Source organism: Streptomyces changanensis (assembly GCF_024600715.1).
In the GTDB taxonomy this organism is placed as follows: domain Bacteria; phylum Actinomycetota; class Actinomycetes; order Streptomycetales; family Streptomycetaceae; genus Streptomyces; species Streptomyces changanensis.
This window is the reverse complement of record NZ_CP102332.1, coordinates 1,928,430-1,944,792: the sequence shown is the minus strand read 5'-3', so window position 1 is coordinate 1,944,792 and position 16,363 is coordinate 1,928,430. Positions and strand designations below refer to the sequence as shown.

The 16,363-nt window shown below is 74.4% G+C and carries 15 protein-coding genes; 5 read left to right on the top strand and 10 right to left on the bottom strand.

Annotated elements, in window-relative coordinates; translation table 11 throughout:
* Positions 1–40 precede the first annotated feature (40 nt).
* Positions 41–1,438: a pyroglutamyl peptidase gene (locus tag NRO40_RS08715; RefSeq protein WP_107115090.1), complete on the bottom strand. Its 1,398-nt coding sequence runs from the start codon at positions 1,436–1,438 to the stop codon at positions 41–43.
* 62 nt (positions 1,439–1,500) lie between these two features.
* On the bottom strand, positions 1,501–2,085 hold the full coding sequence (locus NRO40_RS08710; RefSeq protein WP_058942243.1) for a TetR/AcrR family transcriptional regulator: 585 nt from the start codon (positions 2,083–2,085) through the stop codon (positions 1,501–1,503).
* A 151-nt stretch (positions 2,086–2,236) separates the two neighbouring features.
* On the opposite strand from NRO40_RS08710, the gene NRO40_RS08705 reads away from it, so the two are divergent.
* Positions 2,237–4,669, top strand: a complete 2,433-nt coding sequence (locus NRO40_RS08705; RefSeq protein ID WP_058942244.1) for a beta-glucosidase family protein — start codon at positions 2,237–2,239, stop codon at positions 4,667–4,669.
* A gap of 16 nt (positions 4,670–4,685) precedes the next feature.
* Here NRO40_RS08705 and NRO40_RS08700 read toward each other — a convergent pair whose 3' ends face one another.
* Together NRO40_RS08700 and NRO40_RS08695 are read right to left on the bottom strand one after the other, a co-directional pair.
* Positions 4,686–5,726 (bottom strand): aldose epimerase family protein, encoded by a 1,041-nt coding sequence (locus NRO40_RS08700; protein WP_232791066.1) that lies wholly within the window; start codon positions 5,724–5,726, stop codon positions 4,686–4,688.
* Between the two features lie 11 nt (positions 5,727–5,737).
* A complete protein-coding gene (locus NRO40_RS08695) occupies positions 5,738–6,619 on the bottom strand; it encodes an SGNH/GDSL hydrolase family protein (protein ID WP_408057080.1) in 882 nt (293 codons plus the stop codon).
* Positions 6,620–6,893: 274 nt separating this feature from the next.
* Here NRO40_RS08695 and NRO40_RS08690 point away from each other — a divergent pair, with 274 nt between their 5' ends.
* Positions 6,894–7,388 carry a DUF3145 domain-containing protein gene (locus tag NRO40_RS08690; RefSeq protein ID WP_058942246.1) on the top strand — a complete coding sequence of 165 codons (495 nt, stop codon included), beginning with the start codon at positions 6,894–6,896 and terminating at the stop codon, positions 7,386–7,388.
* Between the two features lie 145 nt (positions 7,389–7,533).
* Here NRO40_RS08690 and fabF read toward each other — a convergent pair whose 3' ends face one another.
* From fabF to NRO40_RS08665, 5 genes are all read right to left on the bottom strand, one after another.
* Positions 7,534–8,796 carry a beta-ketoacyl-ACP synthase II gene (gene fabF, locus NRO40_RS08685; RefSeq protein ID WP_058942247.1) on the bottom strand — a complete coding sequence of 421 codons (1,263 nt, stop codon included), beginning with the start codon at positions 8,794–8,796 and terminating at the stop codon, positions 7,534–7,536.
* Between the two features lie 66 nt (positions 8,797–8,862).
* Positions 8,863–9,111 carry an acyl carrier protein gene (locus tag NRO40_RS08680; RefSeq protein WP_058942248.1) on the bottom strand — a complete coding sequence of 83 codons (249 nt, stop codon included), beginning with the start codon at positions 9,109–9,111 and terminating at the stop codon, positions 8,863–8,865.
* 83 nt (positions 9,112–9,194) lie between these two features.
* Positions 9,195–10,196: a ketoacyl-ACP synthase III gene (locus tag NRO40_RS08675; protein ID WP_058942249.1), complete on the bottom strand. Its 1,002-nt coding sequence runs from the start codon at positions 10,194–10,196 to the stop codon at positions 9,195–9,197.
* 23 nt (positions 10,197–10,219) lie between these two features.
* A complete protein-coding gene (locus NRO40_RS08670) occupies positions 10,220–11,143 on the bottom strand; it encodes an ACP S-malonyltransferase (protein ID WP_058942250.1) in 924 nt (307 codons plus the stop codon).
* A gap of 90 nt (positions 11,144–11,233) precedes the next feature.
* A complete protein-coding gene (locus NRO40_RS08665; protein WP_058942251.1) occupies positions 11,234–12,418 on the bottom strand; it encodes a PucR family transcriptional regulator in 1,185 nt (394 codons plus the stop codon).
* 57 nt (positions 12,419–12,475) lie between these two features.
* Between NRO40_RS08665 and NRO40_RS08660 the strand changes: the two genes are divergently transcribed.
* Positions 12,476–13,180 carry a pirin family protein gene (locus tag NRO40_RS08660; RefSeq protein WP_058942252.1) on the top strand — a complete coding sequence of 235 codons (705 nt, stop codon included), beginning with the start codon at positions 12,476–12,478 and terminating at the stop codon, positions 13,178–13,180.
* A 495-nt stretch (positions 13,181–13,675) separates the two neighbouring features.
* Here the strand turns inward: NRO40_RS08660 and NRO40_RS08650 are convergent, their stop codons facing one another.
* Positions 13,676–14,509: a serine hydrolase domain-containing protein gene (locus tag NRO40_RS08650; protein ID WP_058942253.1), complete on the bottom strand. Its 834-nt coding sequence runs from the start codon at positions 14,507–14,509 to the stop codon at positions 13,676–13,678.
* A 67-nt stretch (positions 14,510–14,576) separates the two neighbouring features.
* Here NRO40_RS08650 and NRO40_RS08645 point away from each other — a divergent pair, with 67 nt between their 5' ends.
* Both NRO40_RS08645 and NRO40_RS08640 read left to right on the top strand, forming a co-directional pair.
* On the top strand, positions 14,577–15,050 hold the full coding sequence (locus NRO40_RS08645; RefSeq protein WP_058942254.1) for a MerR family transcriptional regulator: 474 nt from the start codon (positions 14,577–14,579) through the stop codon (positions 15,048–15,050).
* Positions 15,047–16,066, top strand: coding sequence for an aldo/keto reductase (locus tag NRO40_RS08640; RefSeq protein WP_058942255.1), 1,020 nt, complete (start codon positions 15,047–15,049; stop codon positions 16,064–16,066). Before NRO40_RS08645 ends, NRO40_RS08640 begins: the two co-directional genes overlap by 4 nt.
* Positions 16,067–16,363: the final 297 nt, after the last annotated feature.

Here is a 16,363-nt window from a genome sequence, read left to right as displayed (position 1 = left end):
TGCCGTCCCCGTCCGCGCGGCCCGGGGGGCCGACGGACCGTCACCGCCGCACGCCGCCCGGACCGCCCGCGCCCTCCGAGCCGCCGCCCGCGCCCTCCGAGCCGCCGCCCGTGCCCGCCGCCACGGCGATGACCGAGCGGACCTGCGCCGTGATGGCCGCCCGGTTCCGCAGGTACGTGGGGTCCTCCACCGCGTCCGCGTTGTCCGCGCCGAACTGCAGCACCGGCGTGTGCAGGTGCCCGCCCGGCAGGCCGGGCAGCCCCAGCCGGTCGCGCAGCAGCGTGGCGCGGTAGGCGATCTCGTTGGAGAGGTAGTCGCCCCCGCCGCCCGCGCGGGCCGCCGAGCCGGGCGTGGGCCCGTCGGGGCGGACCACCGGCTGGGCCGCTCCGGCGGGCACCTCCGTCACCGCCGTGTTGTCGTACATCGGGAACGGGCCCGCGGCGGCGGCCGTGATCGCGGCGTACGGCAGGCTGGTCACCGTCCACTGGGGCCGCGTGGCCGGGTCGTCGACCGGGACCGGGCCGGTCTGCGAGGCGTTCTCGTTGTCCGCGAAGCCGCCGCGCCACGCCCCGTTGTACCGCTCGACGTCGAAGCGGCCCACGCGGCCCTGGCTGACGGTGGTGAACAGGTCCACGCGCGGCAGGTGCGGGCGCAGCGCCCGTTCCACGGTGCCGTCCGCGAAGTCCCGCCAGCGCACCGGGAAGACCATCGTCTCGACGCGTGCCCACCCGCCGTCCGCCGTGCGCACCAGCGTCCCGTCGAGGGAGAGGGCGGCGGCGCCCGACGGGTTGCCGATCCGGATGTCCCGGTCGAGCGTGAACGGGTCGAAACCGGTCATCAGCACCCGCTTGACGCCCCGGCCGGCCGGGAAGCGGACGGCGTCCTGGCCCCGTGAGGCCGACTCCAGCCGGTCGACGAGCCGTTCGCGCGCCCCGGCCGGCAGGGCCGTGGCGGGCTCCCAGGCGCGCAGGGCGCGGGTCATGCCCAACCGTGCCCAGTACAGCGGCCGGTCGTCGTCCCGGGCGAGGTCGCCGCCCACCGGTCCGCGCCCCTGCGCCCGGTCGACGGCCCGCCGCCACAGCTCCGTCCCGTGCCGTACGGCGATCCGCTCGGCCTGCGCGTACGTCCGCGCGCCGCGCAGCGCGTCGGCGAACCGGGGCGCCGCGGTGTCGAACCCGGAGCGCCGCAGGATCTCCCGCGGCACGGGCCGGTCCAGTCGTGCCTCCTCGACGGTGGGCCCGGCCGGGGCCCCGTCCGCACGCCCCTCGACGTCGCCGCCCGCGATCCCGCCCGCGCCCCCGCCCCCGGAGGCGGGTACGGGGACCGAGGCGGAGGATGAGACGAAGGGGGAGGCGGAGGCGGGCGCGGCGCCGAGGGTGAGGGCGGAGGCGGCGGCCGTGAGGGCGAGACCGAGGGCGGTGGTGCGTATCCGTGACACGGGAGTCCTTCCGTCGGGTGGCCGCAGTATCGCCGCCGCCCGCACCGGGCGCCACCACGCGTCTACTTCACCTCCTCCCACCCCACCAGCACCATGAAGTCCCGGAACGCCGCCGCCATGTCCACCGACTCCGGGTCGAGCAGCCACTGGTACTGCAGTCCGTCCAGTACCGCCGTGAGCAGGGGCGCGGCCCGCTCCGGGGTGAGACCGCAGGGCAGCCGCTCACCGAACTCGGTCCGCAGCAACTCCGCCATGTCCGCCCGCACCGCGGTGTACCGCCGGACGAAGAAGGCTCGCGCCGGATGACTGTCCGTCACGCTCTCCCCGAGCAGCGCGGAGAAGGTCTGCACCATGCCCGGCCGCATCGCGTTGTACTCGACGAGGGTCGCCAGCAGGTCCAGCCGCCACCCGGACCGGCCGCTCGCGCCGCCGCCGCCGGTGTCCCAACGGTCGCGCTCCTCCAACACCGCGACCAGCAGCGCCTCCTTGCCGGGGAAGTGGTGGAGCAGCCCCTGCTGCGTGAGCCCCGCCCGTTCCGCGACGGCGGCCAGCGACGCCCCCCGGTAGCCGCGTTCGGCGATGACCTCGAAGGCCGCGCGCAGGATGGCCTCGCGACGCTCCTCGCTCCTGGGCCTGGCAGCCGTCATGTCCGCGCTCCTCCCGTCGGTCCCGCAGCAGGACGGTACGGTAACCGGCCACGCTGGTATCACGAAGGGGTAACGACACCTACTGCCCGTCAGGTGGCCGGGTCACCATGGGTGCCGGCGACGCGGGACGGACGGACCGGAAGGGGCCACCATGACGGCGGACGAAGCGGTGGAGGCGGCGCTCGGGGCGCTCGACCTGGACATGAAGGCGCGCCTCCTGGCGGGCCGGGACATGTGGAGCCTCCCGGCCGTCCCGTCCGTCGGCCTGGCGTCGTTGGTCATGTCCGACGGCCCCGTCGGCGTCCGCGGCGTGCGGTGGACCGCCGACGACCCGTCCGTCACCCTGCCGTCCCCCACCGCGCTCGCCGCCACGTGGGACCCCCGGCTCGCCCGCCGCGCCGGGCGTCTGCTCGCCCAGGAGGCCCGCCGCAAGGGCGTCCACGTCCTGCTCGCCCCGACGGTGAACCTCCACCGCTCCCCGCTCGGCGGCCGCCACTTCGAGGCGTACAGCGAGGACCCGTACCTCACCGGCGAGATCGGCACGGCCTACGTGCGCGGCGTCCAGGACGGCGGGGTCGCCGCCACCGTCAAGCACTTCGTCGCCAACGACGCCGAGACCGACCGCTTCACCGTCGACAACACCGTCCCGCCCCGGGCGCTGCGCGAGCTGTACCTCGCTCCCTTCGAGGCGATCGTCCGCGGCCCCCGCCCCTGGGCGGTGATGGCCGCGTACAACGCCGTCAACGGCGTCACCATGACCGAGCACCGGCACCTCCAGATCGACGTGCTGCGCGACGAGTGGGGCTTCGACGGCGTCACCGTCTCCGACTGGCTGGCCGCCCGCTCCACGACCGGCGCCCTGCGCGGCGGCCTCGACGTCGCCATGCCCGGCCCCCACACCGTCTACGGCGAGGCCCTCGCCGCCGCCGTCCGGTCCGGGGAGGTCGACGAGGAGCTGGTGGACCGGGCGGTGCGCCGCGTGCTCCGCCTCGCCGCCCGCGTCGGCGCGCTGGAGGGCGCCCCACCGGCCGTCGCCGCACCCCCGCGGCACGTCGACGGCGAGGCGCTCGCCCGCGAGATCGCCCACCGCTCGTTCGTCCTGCTGCGCAACGCCGGCGGCGCCCTGCCCCTCGACCCGGCGCGCACCCGCCGGATCGCGCTCGTCGGGGCCGCCGCCCGCGACGCCCGCGTCCTCGGCGGCGGCTCCGCGCACGTCTTCCCCGCCCGGACCGTCTCGCCGCTCGACGGCCTCGCGGCGGCCCTGCCCGAGGGCGTCGGGCTCACGTACGCCGTCGGCGCCGACCCCGCCGACGAACCCGCCCCCGCCGGGACCGGCTTCACCCTGCGCGCCGTCTGCCGCGACGCCTCCGGGGCGGTGCTCGCCGAGACGCCGCTGCCCTCCGGCCAGATCCAGTGGATCGCCACCGACCTGCCCGCCGGGGTCACCCACGAGACGCTCCACAGCGTCGAGATCACCGGCACGTTCACCCCCCGCGAGAGCGGCGCCCACGGCTTCGGCACCCGCGGCCTCGGCGGCCTCGCGCTGACCGTGGCCGGACGGACCCTCTACGACGGGGTGCAGGCGGCGGGCGACGAGAGCGACCCGTTCGAGGCGTTCGCCGGCACGCCCGCCGAACGCGGCACGGTCACCCTCACCGAGGGCGTCCCCGTCGAGGTGTCCCTGCGCCACACCACGGGCGGCGGCCCCGGGTCGCCGCTGCCCGCCGTCGTCTTCGCGCTGCTGCACCGCCCGCCGCGGCGCGACCCCGACGCGCTGATCGCCGAGGCCGTCGAGGCCGCCCGCGCCGCCGACACCGCCGTCGTGGTCGTCGCCACCACCGAACGCGTCGAGTCCGAGGGGTTCGACCGCGCCGACCTGCGGCTGCCGGGCCGGCAAGACGACCTGGTCCGGGCCGTCGCCGCCGCCAACCCCCGCACCGTCGTCGTGGTCAACGCCGGCGCGCCCGTGGAAACGCCCTGGCGGGAGGAGGTGGCGGCCGTGCTCCTCACGTGGTTCCCCGGCCAGGAGGGCGGCGCCGCCCTCGCCGACGTCCTCCTCGGCGCGCAGGAGCCGGGCGGCCGCCTCCCGACCACGTGGCCGGCCGCGCTCGCCGACGCGCCCGTCACCGACGTCACCCCCGTCGACGGCGAACTGCGCTACACCGAGGGCCCGTACATCGGGTACCGGGCCTGGGACCGGGCGGGCGGGCCCGCGCCCGCCTACCCCTTCGGCCACGGCCTCGGCTACACCACCTGGGAGTACGAGTCCCTGGACGTCACCCCCACCACCGCCCGGGTCCGCGTCCGCAACACCGGCTCACGCCCCGGCCGCGAGGTCGTCCAGCTGTACGTCGCCCCCCGCGCCGACCGCGTCGAGCGCCCCGAGCGCTGGCTGATCGGCTTCGCGACGGTCGAGGCCGCTCCAGGCGCCGCCGCGGAGGCGGAGATCCGGCTGGCGCCCCGCCTCTTCGACGTGTGGGACGAGGAGACGCGCGCGTGGACCGCCGTACCGGGCCGGTACGAGATCCGCGCGGGCCGCTCCCTCACCGACGTGCGCCTGAGCGTCTGCCTGGAACTCGACTGAGCCCCGGCCGCCGGGCTCAGCGCACCCCGAAGCCGTACCGCGTCCGAGACGCGTACACCTCGCCCGGCCGCAGCACCGTGCTCGGGAACTCCGGCCGGTTCGGCGAGTCCGGGAAGGCCTGCGTCTCCAGGGCGACCCCGTCCAGGTGGTCCGGGGCGTACACCTGGAGCCCGGGCTCCGTCGTCCACACCGTCACCACCCGCCCCGTGGCGGGCGCGTACAGCTCGGCCACCGGCCCGTCCGGCTCGCCCGGGCCGGCGGCGACGGCCCCGCCCACGGCCCCGCCCGCAGGTCCGCCCGCAGCTCCGCCCAGGACTCCGCCCACGGCCACGCTCCCCGCCGTGCCCACGGCCCGGTCCAAGGCGAAGTTGTCGTCGAGACCGGTGCCCACGGGCCGCGGCGTGCGGAAGTCCAGCCGGGTCCCCGCCACCGGGGCCAGCTCCCCGGTCGGCACGCCCGTCGCGTCCGACGGCGTGTGGTGCGCGGCGGCGACCCACAGCTCGTGCGCCCCGCCGAGGTTCCAGTACGTGTGGTTGGTGAGGTTGACCACCGTCGGGGCGTCGGTCACCGCCCGGTACGCGACGCACAGGGCGCCGTCGCCGTCCAGGGTGTACGTCGCCGAGACCTCCAGCCGGCCGGGGAAGCCCTCCTCGCCGTCCGGACTCACCCGGGACAGCCGCACCCCGCAGTCGACCTCCGCCGCCTCCCACACGTGCTTGTCGAAGCCCCGCTCGCCGCCGTGCAGACTGTGCGGGCCGCCGTTGCGCGCGAGCCGGTGGGTCCGCCCGTCCAGACGGAAGACGCCGTCCCGGATGCGGTTGGCGTACCGCCCCACGAGAGCGCCGAAGTAAGGCTCCGGCCGCTCCTCGTACCCGGCGACGCCGTCGAAGCCCAGCACCACGTCCGCGACGGTCCCGTCCCGGTCCGGCCGCTCCACCGACTGCACGATCCCGCCGTACGTCAGGACCCGCGCGCGCGTCCCGGCCCGCTCCAGCGTCCAACGGTGCACCGCCGCGCCGTCGGAGAGCCGGCCCCACTCCTCGACCTGTGTGATCACGTCGGCCGAGCCTACGCGGGCGGCTCCGCGGCCGTGACGGCGCGGTAGGCGATCTTCGCCAGCCGTCCCTGCCCGTCCCGGCTGGGGTGGAAGACGTCCCACGGGCTCAACTGACCGCTGCCGAAACGGTAGTCGAAGACGGCGCCGCCGTCGTGGCGGCAGCGCGCGTCACGGGCGCACACGTCACGCAGCACGCCGTTGTACGCCACCACCCGCTCGCGCACGGCCGCGCGCCGCGCCGTGGCCGCCGCGCCGAGGTCGTTCGCGTCGGCGAGCATCGACCCGCACACGCCCATCGGCCACACCTGCCGGCCCACCGGGTGGTCACGGCCCGTCGACCACAGCCGGTGCAGGTCCGGCACGCTCGCCACGTACAACTGCGCCTCGGGCGCCGTCCGCCGCAGCGCCGCCACCGCCGACTCGAACGACGCCCGGAAGTCGGCCACGGGCGTCATCAGGTCCACGGACGGGCGGCAGGCGTCGTTCGCCCCGACCATGACCGCGACCAGGCCCGGCTTCCGTGCCGCGGCCAGCGCCATCTGCGCGGGCAGCTCCGCGACGCGGGCGCCCGACCGGGCCAGGTTCCAGCTGCGCGAGGGCAGGGCGGACGCGCCCAGCAGCCGCAGCGCGAGGCTGTCGACGCCGGCGTCGGAGCCGGTGGCCCACGACACCTCCGGGCAGTCCGCCAGCACGCCGCACGCGTCGAAACCGCGCGTGATGGAGTCGCCGACCGCGGCGACCGACGCCGGCCGGGTGTTCCACAGGGGCGGCGTGGGGGAGGGGCTCGGCCGCGCCGCGGTGGCCCGCTGCCGCGCCCCGTCCGCCCCGCCACGGTCCGGGGAGGCGACACACCCGGACAGCGCCGCACCGCAGAACAGCGCCGCCGCGGCCACGACGGCGGCGGCTCGGCACCCCCCGGACGGGCGTACGCGGGCGCGGTCCTGGCGAGTGAAAGCTTCGTGTCGAGGGGCCACGGGACCGACCGTACGTCATCCCAAGAGACCCGGCGCACGGTAGCTTTTCCCCGTCGAACCAGACGCGCCTGGCCGACCGGCTCCGGTAAATTACATCACGTCACAAGCTGTCCCTTTTGTGGAGTTTCGCTCCCGATGCTGTTTACTGAGGCCGCTGGGAAAAGGCGAACCTCGTCCCACCCTGGAGGTCCCGGTGACGACACGTGGAGTCCTGTACGTCCACTCCGCGCCGCGCGCGCTCTGTCCGCACGTCGAATGGGCGGTCGCGGGAGTGCTCGGCGCGAGGGTCCAGCTCGACTGGATCCGGCAGCCGGCCTCACCGGGCACCTGGAGATCCGAGTTCTCCTGGCGTGGTGAACCGGGCACCGCCTCCAAACTCGCCTCCGCGCTCCGCGGCTGGCAGATGCTCCGCTTCGAGGTGACAGCCGAACCCTGCCCCACCGCCGAGGGCGAGCGCTACAGCGCCACGCCCGTCCTGGGCATCTTCCACGCCGTCATCGGCATCCACGGCGACATCATGATCCCCGAGGACCGGCTGCGCGCCGCCCTCGCCCGCTCCGCCCAGGGCGAGACGCTCCTGGAGGCGGAGATCGCCAAGCTTCTCGGCAAGCCGTGGGACGACGAGCTGGAGCCCTTCCGGTACGCCGGTGAGGGTGCCCCCGTCCGCTGGCTGCACCAGGTCGTCTGACCGCCCGCCGGGCGCCCACCATCGCCGGCGCCCGTCACCGCGCGCGTGCCTCACGGGCCGTCGGCGCACGGCACGGAGGAAGGCCCCCGCCCAGCAGGGCGGGGGCCTTCCTCACGTACGGGCCGGGGTGTCCCGGGCGCGGACTTCAGACCGTCCGGAAGGCGAGGACCACGTTGTGGCCGCCGAAGCCGAACGAGTTGTTGATCGCCGCGATCGTGCCCTCGGGCAGCGGACGGGGCTCGCCGCGCACGATGTCCGCGTCGACCTCCTCGTCCAGGTCCTCGACGTTGATGGTCGGCGGGGCCGTGCGGTGGTGCAGCGCCAGGACCGTCGCGACGGTCTCGATGCCGCCGGCACCGCCCAGCAGATGACCCGTCATGGACTTCGTCGCGGAGATCGCGACGTGCTCCAGGTCGTCACCGAGGATCTTGCGCAGCGCCTTCACCTCGGCGACGTCGCCCTGCGGCGTCGACGTGGCGTGGGCGTTCAGGTGCACGATCTCCGACGGCTTCAGGTCCGTCGAGTCCAGCAGGTTCTGCAGCGCGGCGGCGATGCCGCGGCCGGTGGGCTCCGGCTGCGCGATGTGGTGGCTGTCGGCGGACAGGCCCTGGCCCAGCGCCTCGCAGTACACGCGGGCGCCGCGCGCCGCGGCGTGCTCGGCCGACTCCAGGACGACCACGCCCGCGCCCTCGCCCAGCACGAAGCCGTCACGGCCCTTGTCGTACGGGCGGGAGGCCTTCTCGGGCTCGTCGTTGTTCTTGGACATCGCCATCATGTTGGCGAACGCCGCGATGGGCAGCGGGTGGATGGCCGCCTCGGTGCCACCGGCGACGACCACGTCGGCGCGGCCGGTGCGGATCATCTCGATGGCGTAACCGATGGCCTCGGCGCCCGACGCGCACGCCGACACCGGGGTGTGGACGCCCGCCTGGGCGTTCACCTCCAGGCCCACGTTCGCGGCGGGGCTGTTCGGCATGAGCATGGGCACCGTGTGCGGGGAGACCCGACGGGAGCCCTTCTCCTTCAGCACGTCGTACTGGTCGAGCAGGGTCGTCACGCCGCCGATGCCGGAGGCGATGACGGAACCGAGGCGCTCCGGACTGACCTTCTCGTCCTCACCGGCGGGGCCGGAGAAACCGGCGTCCGCCCACGCCTCGCGCGCCGCGATGACGGCGAACTGGGCCGAGCGGTCCAGCTTGCGGGCCAGCGGCCGCGGCAGGACGTCCAGCGGGTCCACGGCCACGCGGGCCGCGATCTGCACGGGCAGTTCGGCGAAGCGCTCGCCTTCGAGGGGCCGGACGCCGGAACGCCCGGCGACCAGACCCTCCCAGGTCGAGGCGGAGTCGCCACCCAGCGGTGTGGTTGCGCCGATACCGGTGACGACCACGGTGCGATTGGTCGGGCTCACAGGAATTCTTTCTCCACGTGTATGAGGTATGCGTGAATGCGGCGCCACCGCCGGGTGGCGATCCGATCAGGCCTGGTGCTTGAGGATGTAGTCGGCAGCGTCGCGGACCGTCTTGAGGCCCTTGACGTCGTCGTCCGGGATCTTCACGTCGAAGCGCTCCTCGGCGGCGACGACGACCTCGACCATGGACAGCGAGTCCACGTCCAGGTCGTCCGTGAAGGACTTGTCCAGCTCGACGTCCTCGGTGGGGATGCCGGCGATCTCGTTGACGATCTCGGCGAGACCCTCGACGATCTCTTCCAGGGTGGCGGCCATGTTGGCGCTCCTTCGGTGTGTAGCTCTGTGCTTCTCAGAGGATGTGACGGCGTCCGTACCGGTCGGAGGACCGGAACGTGTGCCTAGGGGAGGGTAACGACCGTCGCGGCGTAGACGAGCCCCGCCCCGAAGCCGATGACGAGCGCGGTGTCCCCGCTCTTCGCCTGCCCGGTCGCCAGGAGCCGCTCCATCGCGAGCGGGATCGAGGCGGCCGAGGTGTTGCCGGTGGTCTCCACGTCGCGGGCGACCGTGACGTGCTCCGGCAGTTTCAGCGTCTTCACCATCGAGTCGATGATCCGCATGTTGGCCTGGTGCGGGATGAAGACGTCCAGGTCGGCCGCGGAGATCCCGGCGGCGTCCAGCGCCTGCTGGGCGACCTTGGCCATCTCGAAGACGGCCCAGCGGAACACCGCCTGGCCCTCCTGCGTGATCGCCGGGAACTTCTCGACCGTGCCGTCACGGTAGTCCGTCCACGGCACCGTCTGCTTGATGGTCTCGGACTTGTCGCCCTCGGAACCCCAGACGGTGGGGCCGATCTCCGGCTGCTGCGCCGGGCCGACGACGACGGCGCCCGCGCCGTCACCGAACAGGAAGGCCGTCGCGCGGTCCTCCAGGTCGGTCAGGTCGCTCAGCCGCTCCACGCCGATGACGAGGACGTACTCGGCGGAACCCTCGACCACCATGCCCTTCGCGAGCGTCAGGCCGTAGCCGAAGCCGGCGCAGCCCGCCGAGATGTCGAACGCGGCCGGCTTGCTCGACGTGATCCGGTCCGCGATCTCGGTGGCGACCGCCGGGGTCTGCTTGAAGTGCGAGACGGTGGAGACGATGACCCCACCGATCTGTTCGGGGCTGATCCCGGCCTCCGCGATGGCCTTGCCCGCGGCCTCGACCGACATCGCGGTCACGGTCTCCTCGGGCGAGGCCCAGTGGCGGGTCGCGATGCCGGAGCGCGAGCGGATCCACTCGTCCGACGAGTCGATCTTCTCGAGGATCACCTCGTTCGGCACGACACGGGTGGGCCGGTAACCGCCGACACCCATGATGCGCGCGTACGGGGCGCCCTTGCTGGGCTTGATCTTCGCCATGCTCTACGGCTCCTTGCTCCGGTTCAGGAGGCGGCGCCGGCGTGCTCGGCGATGAGCGCGCGTGCCGCGTCGAGGTCGTCGGGGGTCTTGAGCGCGAGCGTCTTGACACCGGGGAGGGCGCGCTTGGCGATACCGGTCAGCGTGCCGCCCGGGCACACCTCGACCAGCGCCGTCGCACCCAGCCGCTGGAACGTTTCCATGCAGAGGTCCCAGCGGACCGGGTTCGCGACCTGACCCACGAGACGGGTGACGACGTCGGCACCCGAGGCGACGGTCCGCCCGTCCTTGTTGGAGACGTAGGCGACCTTCGGGTCCGCCGGGGACAGGCCGCGGGCGGCCTCCTCCAGCTTCGCCACGGCGGGCGCCATGTGGTGCGTGTGGAACGCGCCGGCGACCTGGAGCGGGACCACGCGGCGGACGCCCTCGGGCTTGTCCGCCTCCAGCGCGGCCAGCTGCTCCATGGTGCCGGCGGCGACGATCTGGCCGGCGCCGTTCACGTTCGCCGGGGTCAGACCGAGCTTCTCCAGGTGCGGGACGGTGACCTCCGGGTCGCCGCCGAGCAGGGCCGACATACCGGTCCGGGTGACGGCGGCGGCCTCGGCCATCGCCACACCGCGGGACCGGACGAGCCGCAGCGCCGCCGTGTCCTCGAGGACACCCGCGAACGCGGCGGCGGTGATCTCACCGACGCTGTGGCCCGCGACGGCGCCCGGCACGACCTCGCCGAGCGCGGCGGCGGACAGCAGTCCGGCGGCCACCAGCAGCGGCTGGGCGACCGCCGTGTCGCGGATCGCCTCCGCGTCGGCCTTCGTGCCGTAGTGGGCCAGGTCCAGTCCGATGGCCTCCGACCACGCGCCGACACGGTCGGCGGCGCCCGGAAGATCGAGCCAGGGAGTCAGGAAGCCGGGCGTCTGAGCGCCTTGGCCGGGAGCGACGAGTACGAGCACCCTCACACTCTCTCTTGTGGACGGTCCTCTACGCCCGTGGGGACTAGGACGAAGAACCGTCGGGTGAATTGTTGGTCCCCCACAAAAGCCTTAGGACTGGGTCTCGCTGTCCGCCAGACGCCCCAGGATCAGCGCGATCCGCAGCGTGAACGCCGACCGTACATCGGACGGTGACCACCCGGTGACATCGGTCACACGACGGAGCCGGTAGCGCACGGTATTCGGATGGACGAAGAGCATCCGGGCCGCCCCCTCCAGGCTGCTCGCCTGCTCCAGGTAGACGCTCAGGGTCTCCAGGAGCGCCGAGCCGGCCTCCTCCAGCGGCCTGTAGATCTCCTCCACCAGCTGCTCCCGGGCGGCCGGGTCCGAGGCGATGGCCCGCTCCGGCAGGAGGTCGTCGGCGAGGACCGGACGCGGCGCGTCCGGCCACGCCGAGCACGCCTTCAGCCCCGCGGCCGCCGCCTGCGCCGACCGCGTCGCCGCCAGCAGGTCCGGCACCACGGGCCCGGCCACGACGGGCCCCGCCGCGTACGGGCCGATCAGCGCCTTCGCGACGGCCAGCGGGTTGTCGCTGCCACCCGCGATGACCACCAGTCGATCGCCGAGCACACCGGTCAGCACCTGCAGCTTGGCGTGGCGGGCCGCGCGGCGGATCGCCTCCACCGTCAGCTCGCTGTCCCCGTCCGGCGCGGTGCCCAGGATCACGCACACGTGCTCCGGGGAGTTCCAGCCGAGCGCGGCGGCCCTGCTGACCGCGCCCTCGTCCGCCTCGCCGGACAGCACCGCGTTGACGACGAGGGACTCCAGGCGCGCGTCCCACGCGCCGCGCGCCTCGGCGGCCTGCGCGTAGACCTGCGCCGTCGCGAAGGCGATCTCCCGGGCGTAGACCAGCAGTGCCTCGCGCAGCACCGACTCGTCACCAGGGGCGGCGACCTCCTCGATCGCCGACTCCATCACCTCGATCGTGGTCCGCACCATCTCGACGGTCTGGCGGAGCGTGATCGCCCGGGTCAGCTCGCGGGGAGCCGTGCCGAACACGTCGGTGGAGATCGCCTGCGGGGTCTCGGGGTGCCGGAACCACTCGGTGAACGCCGCGATGCCGGCCTGCGCGACGAGGCCGATCCAGGAGCGGTTCTCCGGGGGCATCGCCCGGTACCAGGGCAGCGCCTCGTCCATACGGGCGATGGCGTTGGCGGCGAGCCGTCCGGAGGACTGTTCGAGGCGTTTCAGGGTCGCTGGGTGCGGGTGGGCGTCGTTCGCTGCTGGTTGGGGCACGGGACAAGACTGCCTTATCGGGACGGCGGCCCGTCCAGCCGGTCTACCGTTGGTCCCGTGATGTCCATACACAGGGCCGCCGACCGGTACCCCGGAGGCGACGCCGCCGCCGGGATCGAGACCCGGCACGCCTTCTCGTTCGGCCCGCACTACGACCCGGACAACCTGCGCTTCGGGGCGCTCATCGCCTGCAACGAGGAGCGCCTCGCGCCGGGCGCGGGTTTCGACGAGCACCCGCACAGCCACACCGAGATCGTCACCTGGGTCGTCGAGGGCGAGCTGACGCACCGCGACTCCGCCGGGCACGCCACCGTCGTACGGCCCGGCGACGTCCAGCACCTGAGCGCCGCGGCCGGCGTCCGGCACGTCGAGCGCAACGACGGCGCCGCACCGCTGACCTTCGTGCAGATGTGGCTGGCACCGCTGGAGCCCGGCGGCGAACCGTCGTACGGCATCGTGCGGCGCCTCGCCGACGCCACCCCGTACGCCCTGCCGGCCGCGGGCGCGGTGCTCCACGTGCGCCGCCCCGCCGCGGGGGAGCGCACCGCCGTCCCGGACGGCGACCTCGTGTACGTGCACGTGGTGCGCGGCCGGGTCCGGGTGGCCGGCGACGGCGCGGCCGAGGAGCTGGGCGCGGGTGACGCGGTCCGCATCACCGGGGCGCGTGGCGTGGAGCTGACGGGGGTGCCCGGGGCCACGGGGGCGACGGCGGCCGAGGTGCTGGTGTGGGAGATGCGGGAGACGCCCTACCCGGCGCGCTGACGAGGCGGGCCGGGCCGGCCAGGCCGAGGGCTGATGGCTGATGGGGTTGCTGGGGTTGATGGCTGCCGGCTGATGAGGTGGATCGTGCGGATCGGACCGGCCGGGCCACCCAGGGCTGGGAGTCGGCCGGGGCGGGGCGTTCAGGCCGCTGGCGGCTGGAGAGCCGAGGGCCGGCCGGGCCGTCCGGCGCCGGAACCTCCTGGGCCCGGCGCCACGCGGACGCCCGGTTCCTCGTGGGCCCCGGCGCTTCGTGGGCCCGGCGCCAGGGAGGTCCGGGCCCCGGGGTCGCCGAGGCAGGGCGGGATGAGACGCGGGAGACCTGGGAGGTTCATGGGGTCCGGGAGGTCCGGGAGACCACCCGGGAGACCTGGGAGGTTCATGGGGTCCGGGAGGCCGGGGAGACCTCCCGGGAGACCCGGGAGGCCCATGGGGTCCGGGAGGCCGGGGCTCGGGGGGCCGGGCTGTGGTCCGGGGAGACCCGGAGGCGCGGGGTGCTCAGGCGCGGGTGGTGCCACCGGAGCGCAGCTCGGCGAGGACCGCGTCGGTGAACGGCGGCCACGCCTCGACCGCCCACGGTCCGAAGTCGCGGTCGGTGAGCGCCACGCACGCCGCCCCGGCGTCCGGGTCCACCCACAGGAACGTCCCGGACTGCCCGAAGTGCCCGAACGTCCGCGGCGACGACGAACCACCCGTCCAGTGCGGCGTCTTGCCGTCCCGGATCTCGAAGCCGAGCCCCCAGTCGTTGGGCCGCTGATGGCCGTAACCGGGAAGGATGCCGGTCAGGCCCGGGTGTACGACCGTCATGGCCTCCAGCACCGTGCGAGGGTCCAACAGCCGCGGCGCCTGTAGTTCCGCCGCGAACCGCACGAGGTCGTCCACGATCGACACGCCGTCCTTCGCGGCCGACCCGTCCAGGGTCGTCGCCGCCATCCCGAGCGGCTCCAGCACCGCCTGGCGCAGGTACTCCCCGAACGGGATGTCGGTCGCCTTCGCCACATGGTCCGCCAGCACCTCGAAACCGGTGTTGGAGTAGATCCGGCGCGTGCCCGGGGCGGCCATGACCCGGTCCTCGTCGAAGGCGAGACCGGAGGTGTGCGCCAGCAGGTGCCGGATCGTCGAGCCGTCGGGCCCGGCGGCCTCGTCCAGCTCGACCGCCCCCTCCTCGTAGGCGACGAGCACCGCGTACGCCGCCAGCGGCTTGGTCACCGAGGCGAGCGGAAACCGGTGCGCCGTGGGGCCGTGCGCCCCCACCACGGTGCCGTCGGCACGGACGACTGCGGCGGCCGCGTTCGGCACGGGCCAGTTCTCGATCATCGCCAGGCTCTGCATGCGGACGAGATTACTTGCTCGCCGCGGCACTTGCTTCGAGTGCACTCCAAGGTCCTAGCGTGGGGGCATGACGGTGATCGAGAGCACTCCGCCGGCCACCCCCACCACCAGCGACGTCTGCACCGCCCCACCACCCGCGCATCCCCGCCCCGACGGTCAGGACCGCTACACCATCAGCGAGGTCGCGGCGTGGACCGGCCTCAGCGCGCACACCCTGCGCTGGTACGAGCGCATCGGGCTGATGCCCCACGTCGACCGGTCGGCCACCGGCCAGCGCCGCTTCACCAACCGGGACCTGGACTGGCTCGTCCTGGTCGGCAAGCTGCGGCTGACAGGCATGTCCGTTGCGGCGATGGTGCGCTACGCGGAACTGGTCCGCGCCGGCCAGCACACCTTCGACGAGCGGCGCGCCCTGCTGGAGGCTACCCGCCGCGACGTGCTGACCCGCATCGCGGAACTCCAGGAGACCCTCGCCGTACTCGACATGAAGATCGACATCTATGCGGGCGCCCGACCGGCGCCGGAAAGGGCAGCACGATGACCTCAGGACAGACGATCCCCCAGGTACGGCTCGGAGCGACGGGGCCGGTGGTCGGCGTCCAGGGCCTCGGGGCCATGGGCATGAGCGAGTTCTACGGCGACACCGACGAGGCCGCCGCCCGCGACACCCTCGACGCGGCCCTCGAAGCCGGCGTCACCCTCATCGACACCGCCGACATCTACGGTCGCGGCGCCAACGAGGAGTTCCTCGCCCCCTTCGTCGCCGCCCACCGCGACGAGATCACCCTCGCCACCAAGTTCGCCGTCGTCCGCACGGACGACCCCGCCCACCGCGGCCTGCGCAACGACCCCGCGTACATCAGGTCCGCCGTCGAGGGCAGCCTGCGCCGCCTCGGCGTCGACGTCATCGACCTCTACTACATGCACCGCCGAGACCCCTCCGTGCCCCTCGCCGAGTCCATCGGTGCCATGGCCGACCTCGTGCGGGAGGGCAAGGTGAAGCACCTGGGCCTCAGCGAGGTGACCGGTGAGGAACTGCGCGAGGCCCACGCCGTGCACCCGATCGCCGCCCTGCAGTCCGAGTGGTCGCTGTTCTCCCGCGACGTCGAGCAGAGCGCCGTCCCCGCCGCCGCCGAACTCGGCGTCGCCCTCGTCCCCTACTCGCCGCTCGGCCGCGGCTTCCTCACCGGTGCCTTCACCGACGCCTCCAAGGAACTCTCCGAAACCGACTACCGCTACGCACACCCCCGCTTCTCCGGCGACAACGCCCGCCGCAACGCCACCCTCCTCGAACCCATCCGCTCCATCGCAGCCGCCCACGGAGCCACCCCCGCCCAGGTGGCCCTGGCGTGGGTCCACCAGCGGGCGGCCGTACACGGCCTGGCCGTCATCCCCATCCCCGGCACCCGCAAGCGCAGCCGCCTGCTGGAGAACACCGCCGCCACCCACCTCGTCCTCACGGACTCGGAACTCGACCTGCTGGAGCCCATCGCCGACCAGGTCGCCGGCAGCCGCTACGCGGACATGTCCAGCACCTCAGCCGCCCGCGAGAAGTAACCCGCCGACCGGCCCCCGCCCCACCGGAGGCCGACCCCCGCCCCACCGGCCGCACCACCTTGTCGCCCCACCGGCCGGACCCACGGCACACGGCACCATCACCCGACCGAACCGCCCCGTGCCCCACCGGCCGGACCCGCCACACACGGCACTCGACCGAACCGCCCCGTGCCCTGGGGACTGTCGGGCCATGCCGCGCCGCCCGAGGCGGGTGGGCGACACCCGTCCCGCCGGGCCGGGTTCGCCCGCGGCGGGCCCGCCAGGCCGGCCCCGCGCCGGGCCCACCGCCGCCCGCCA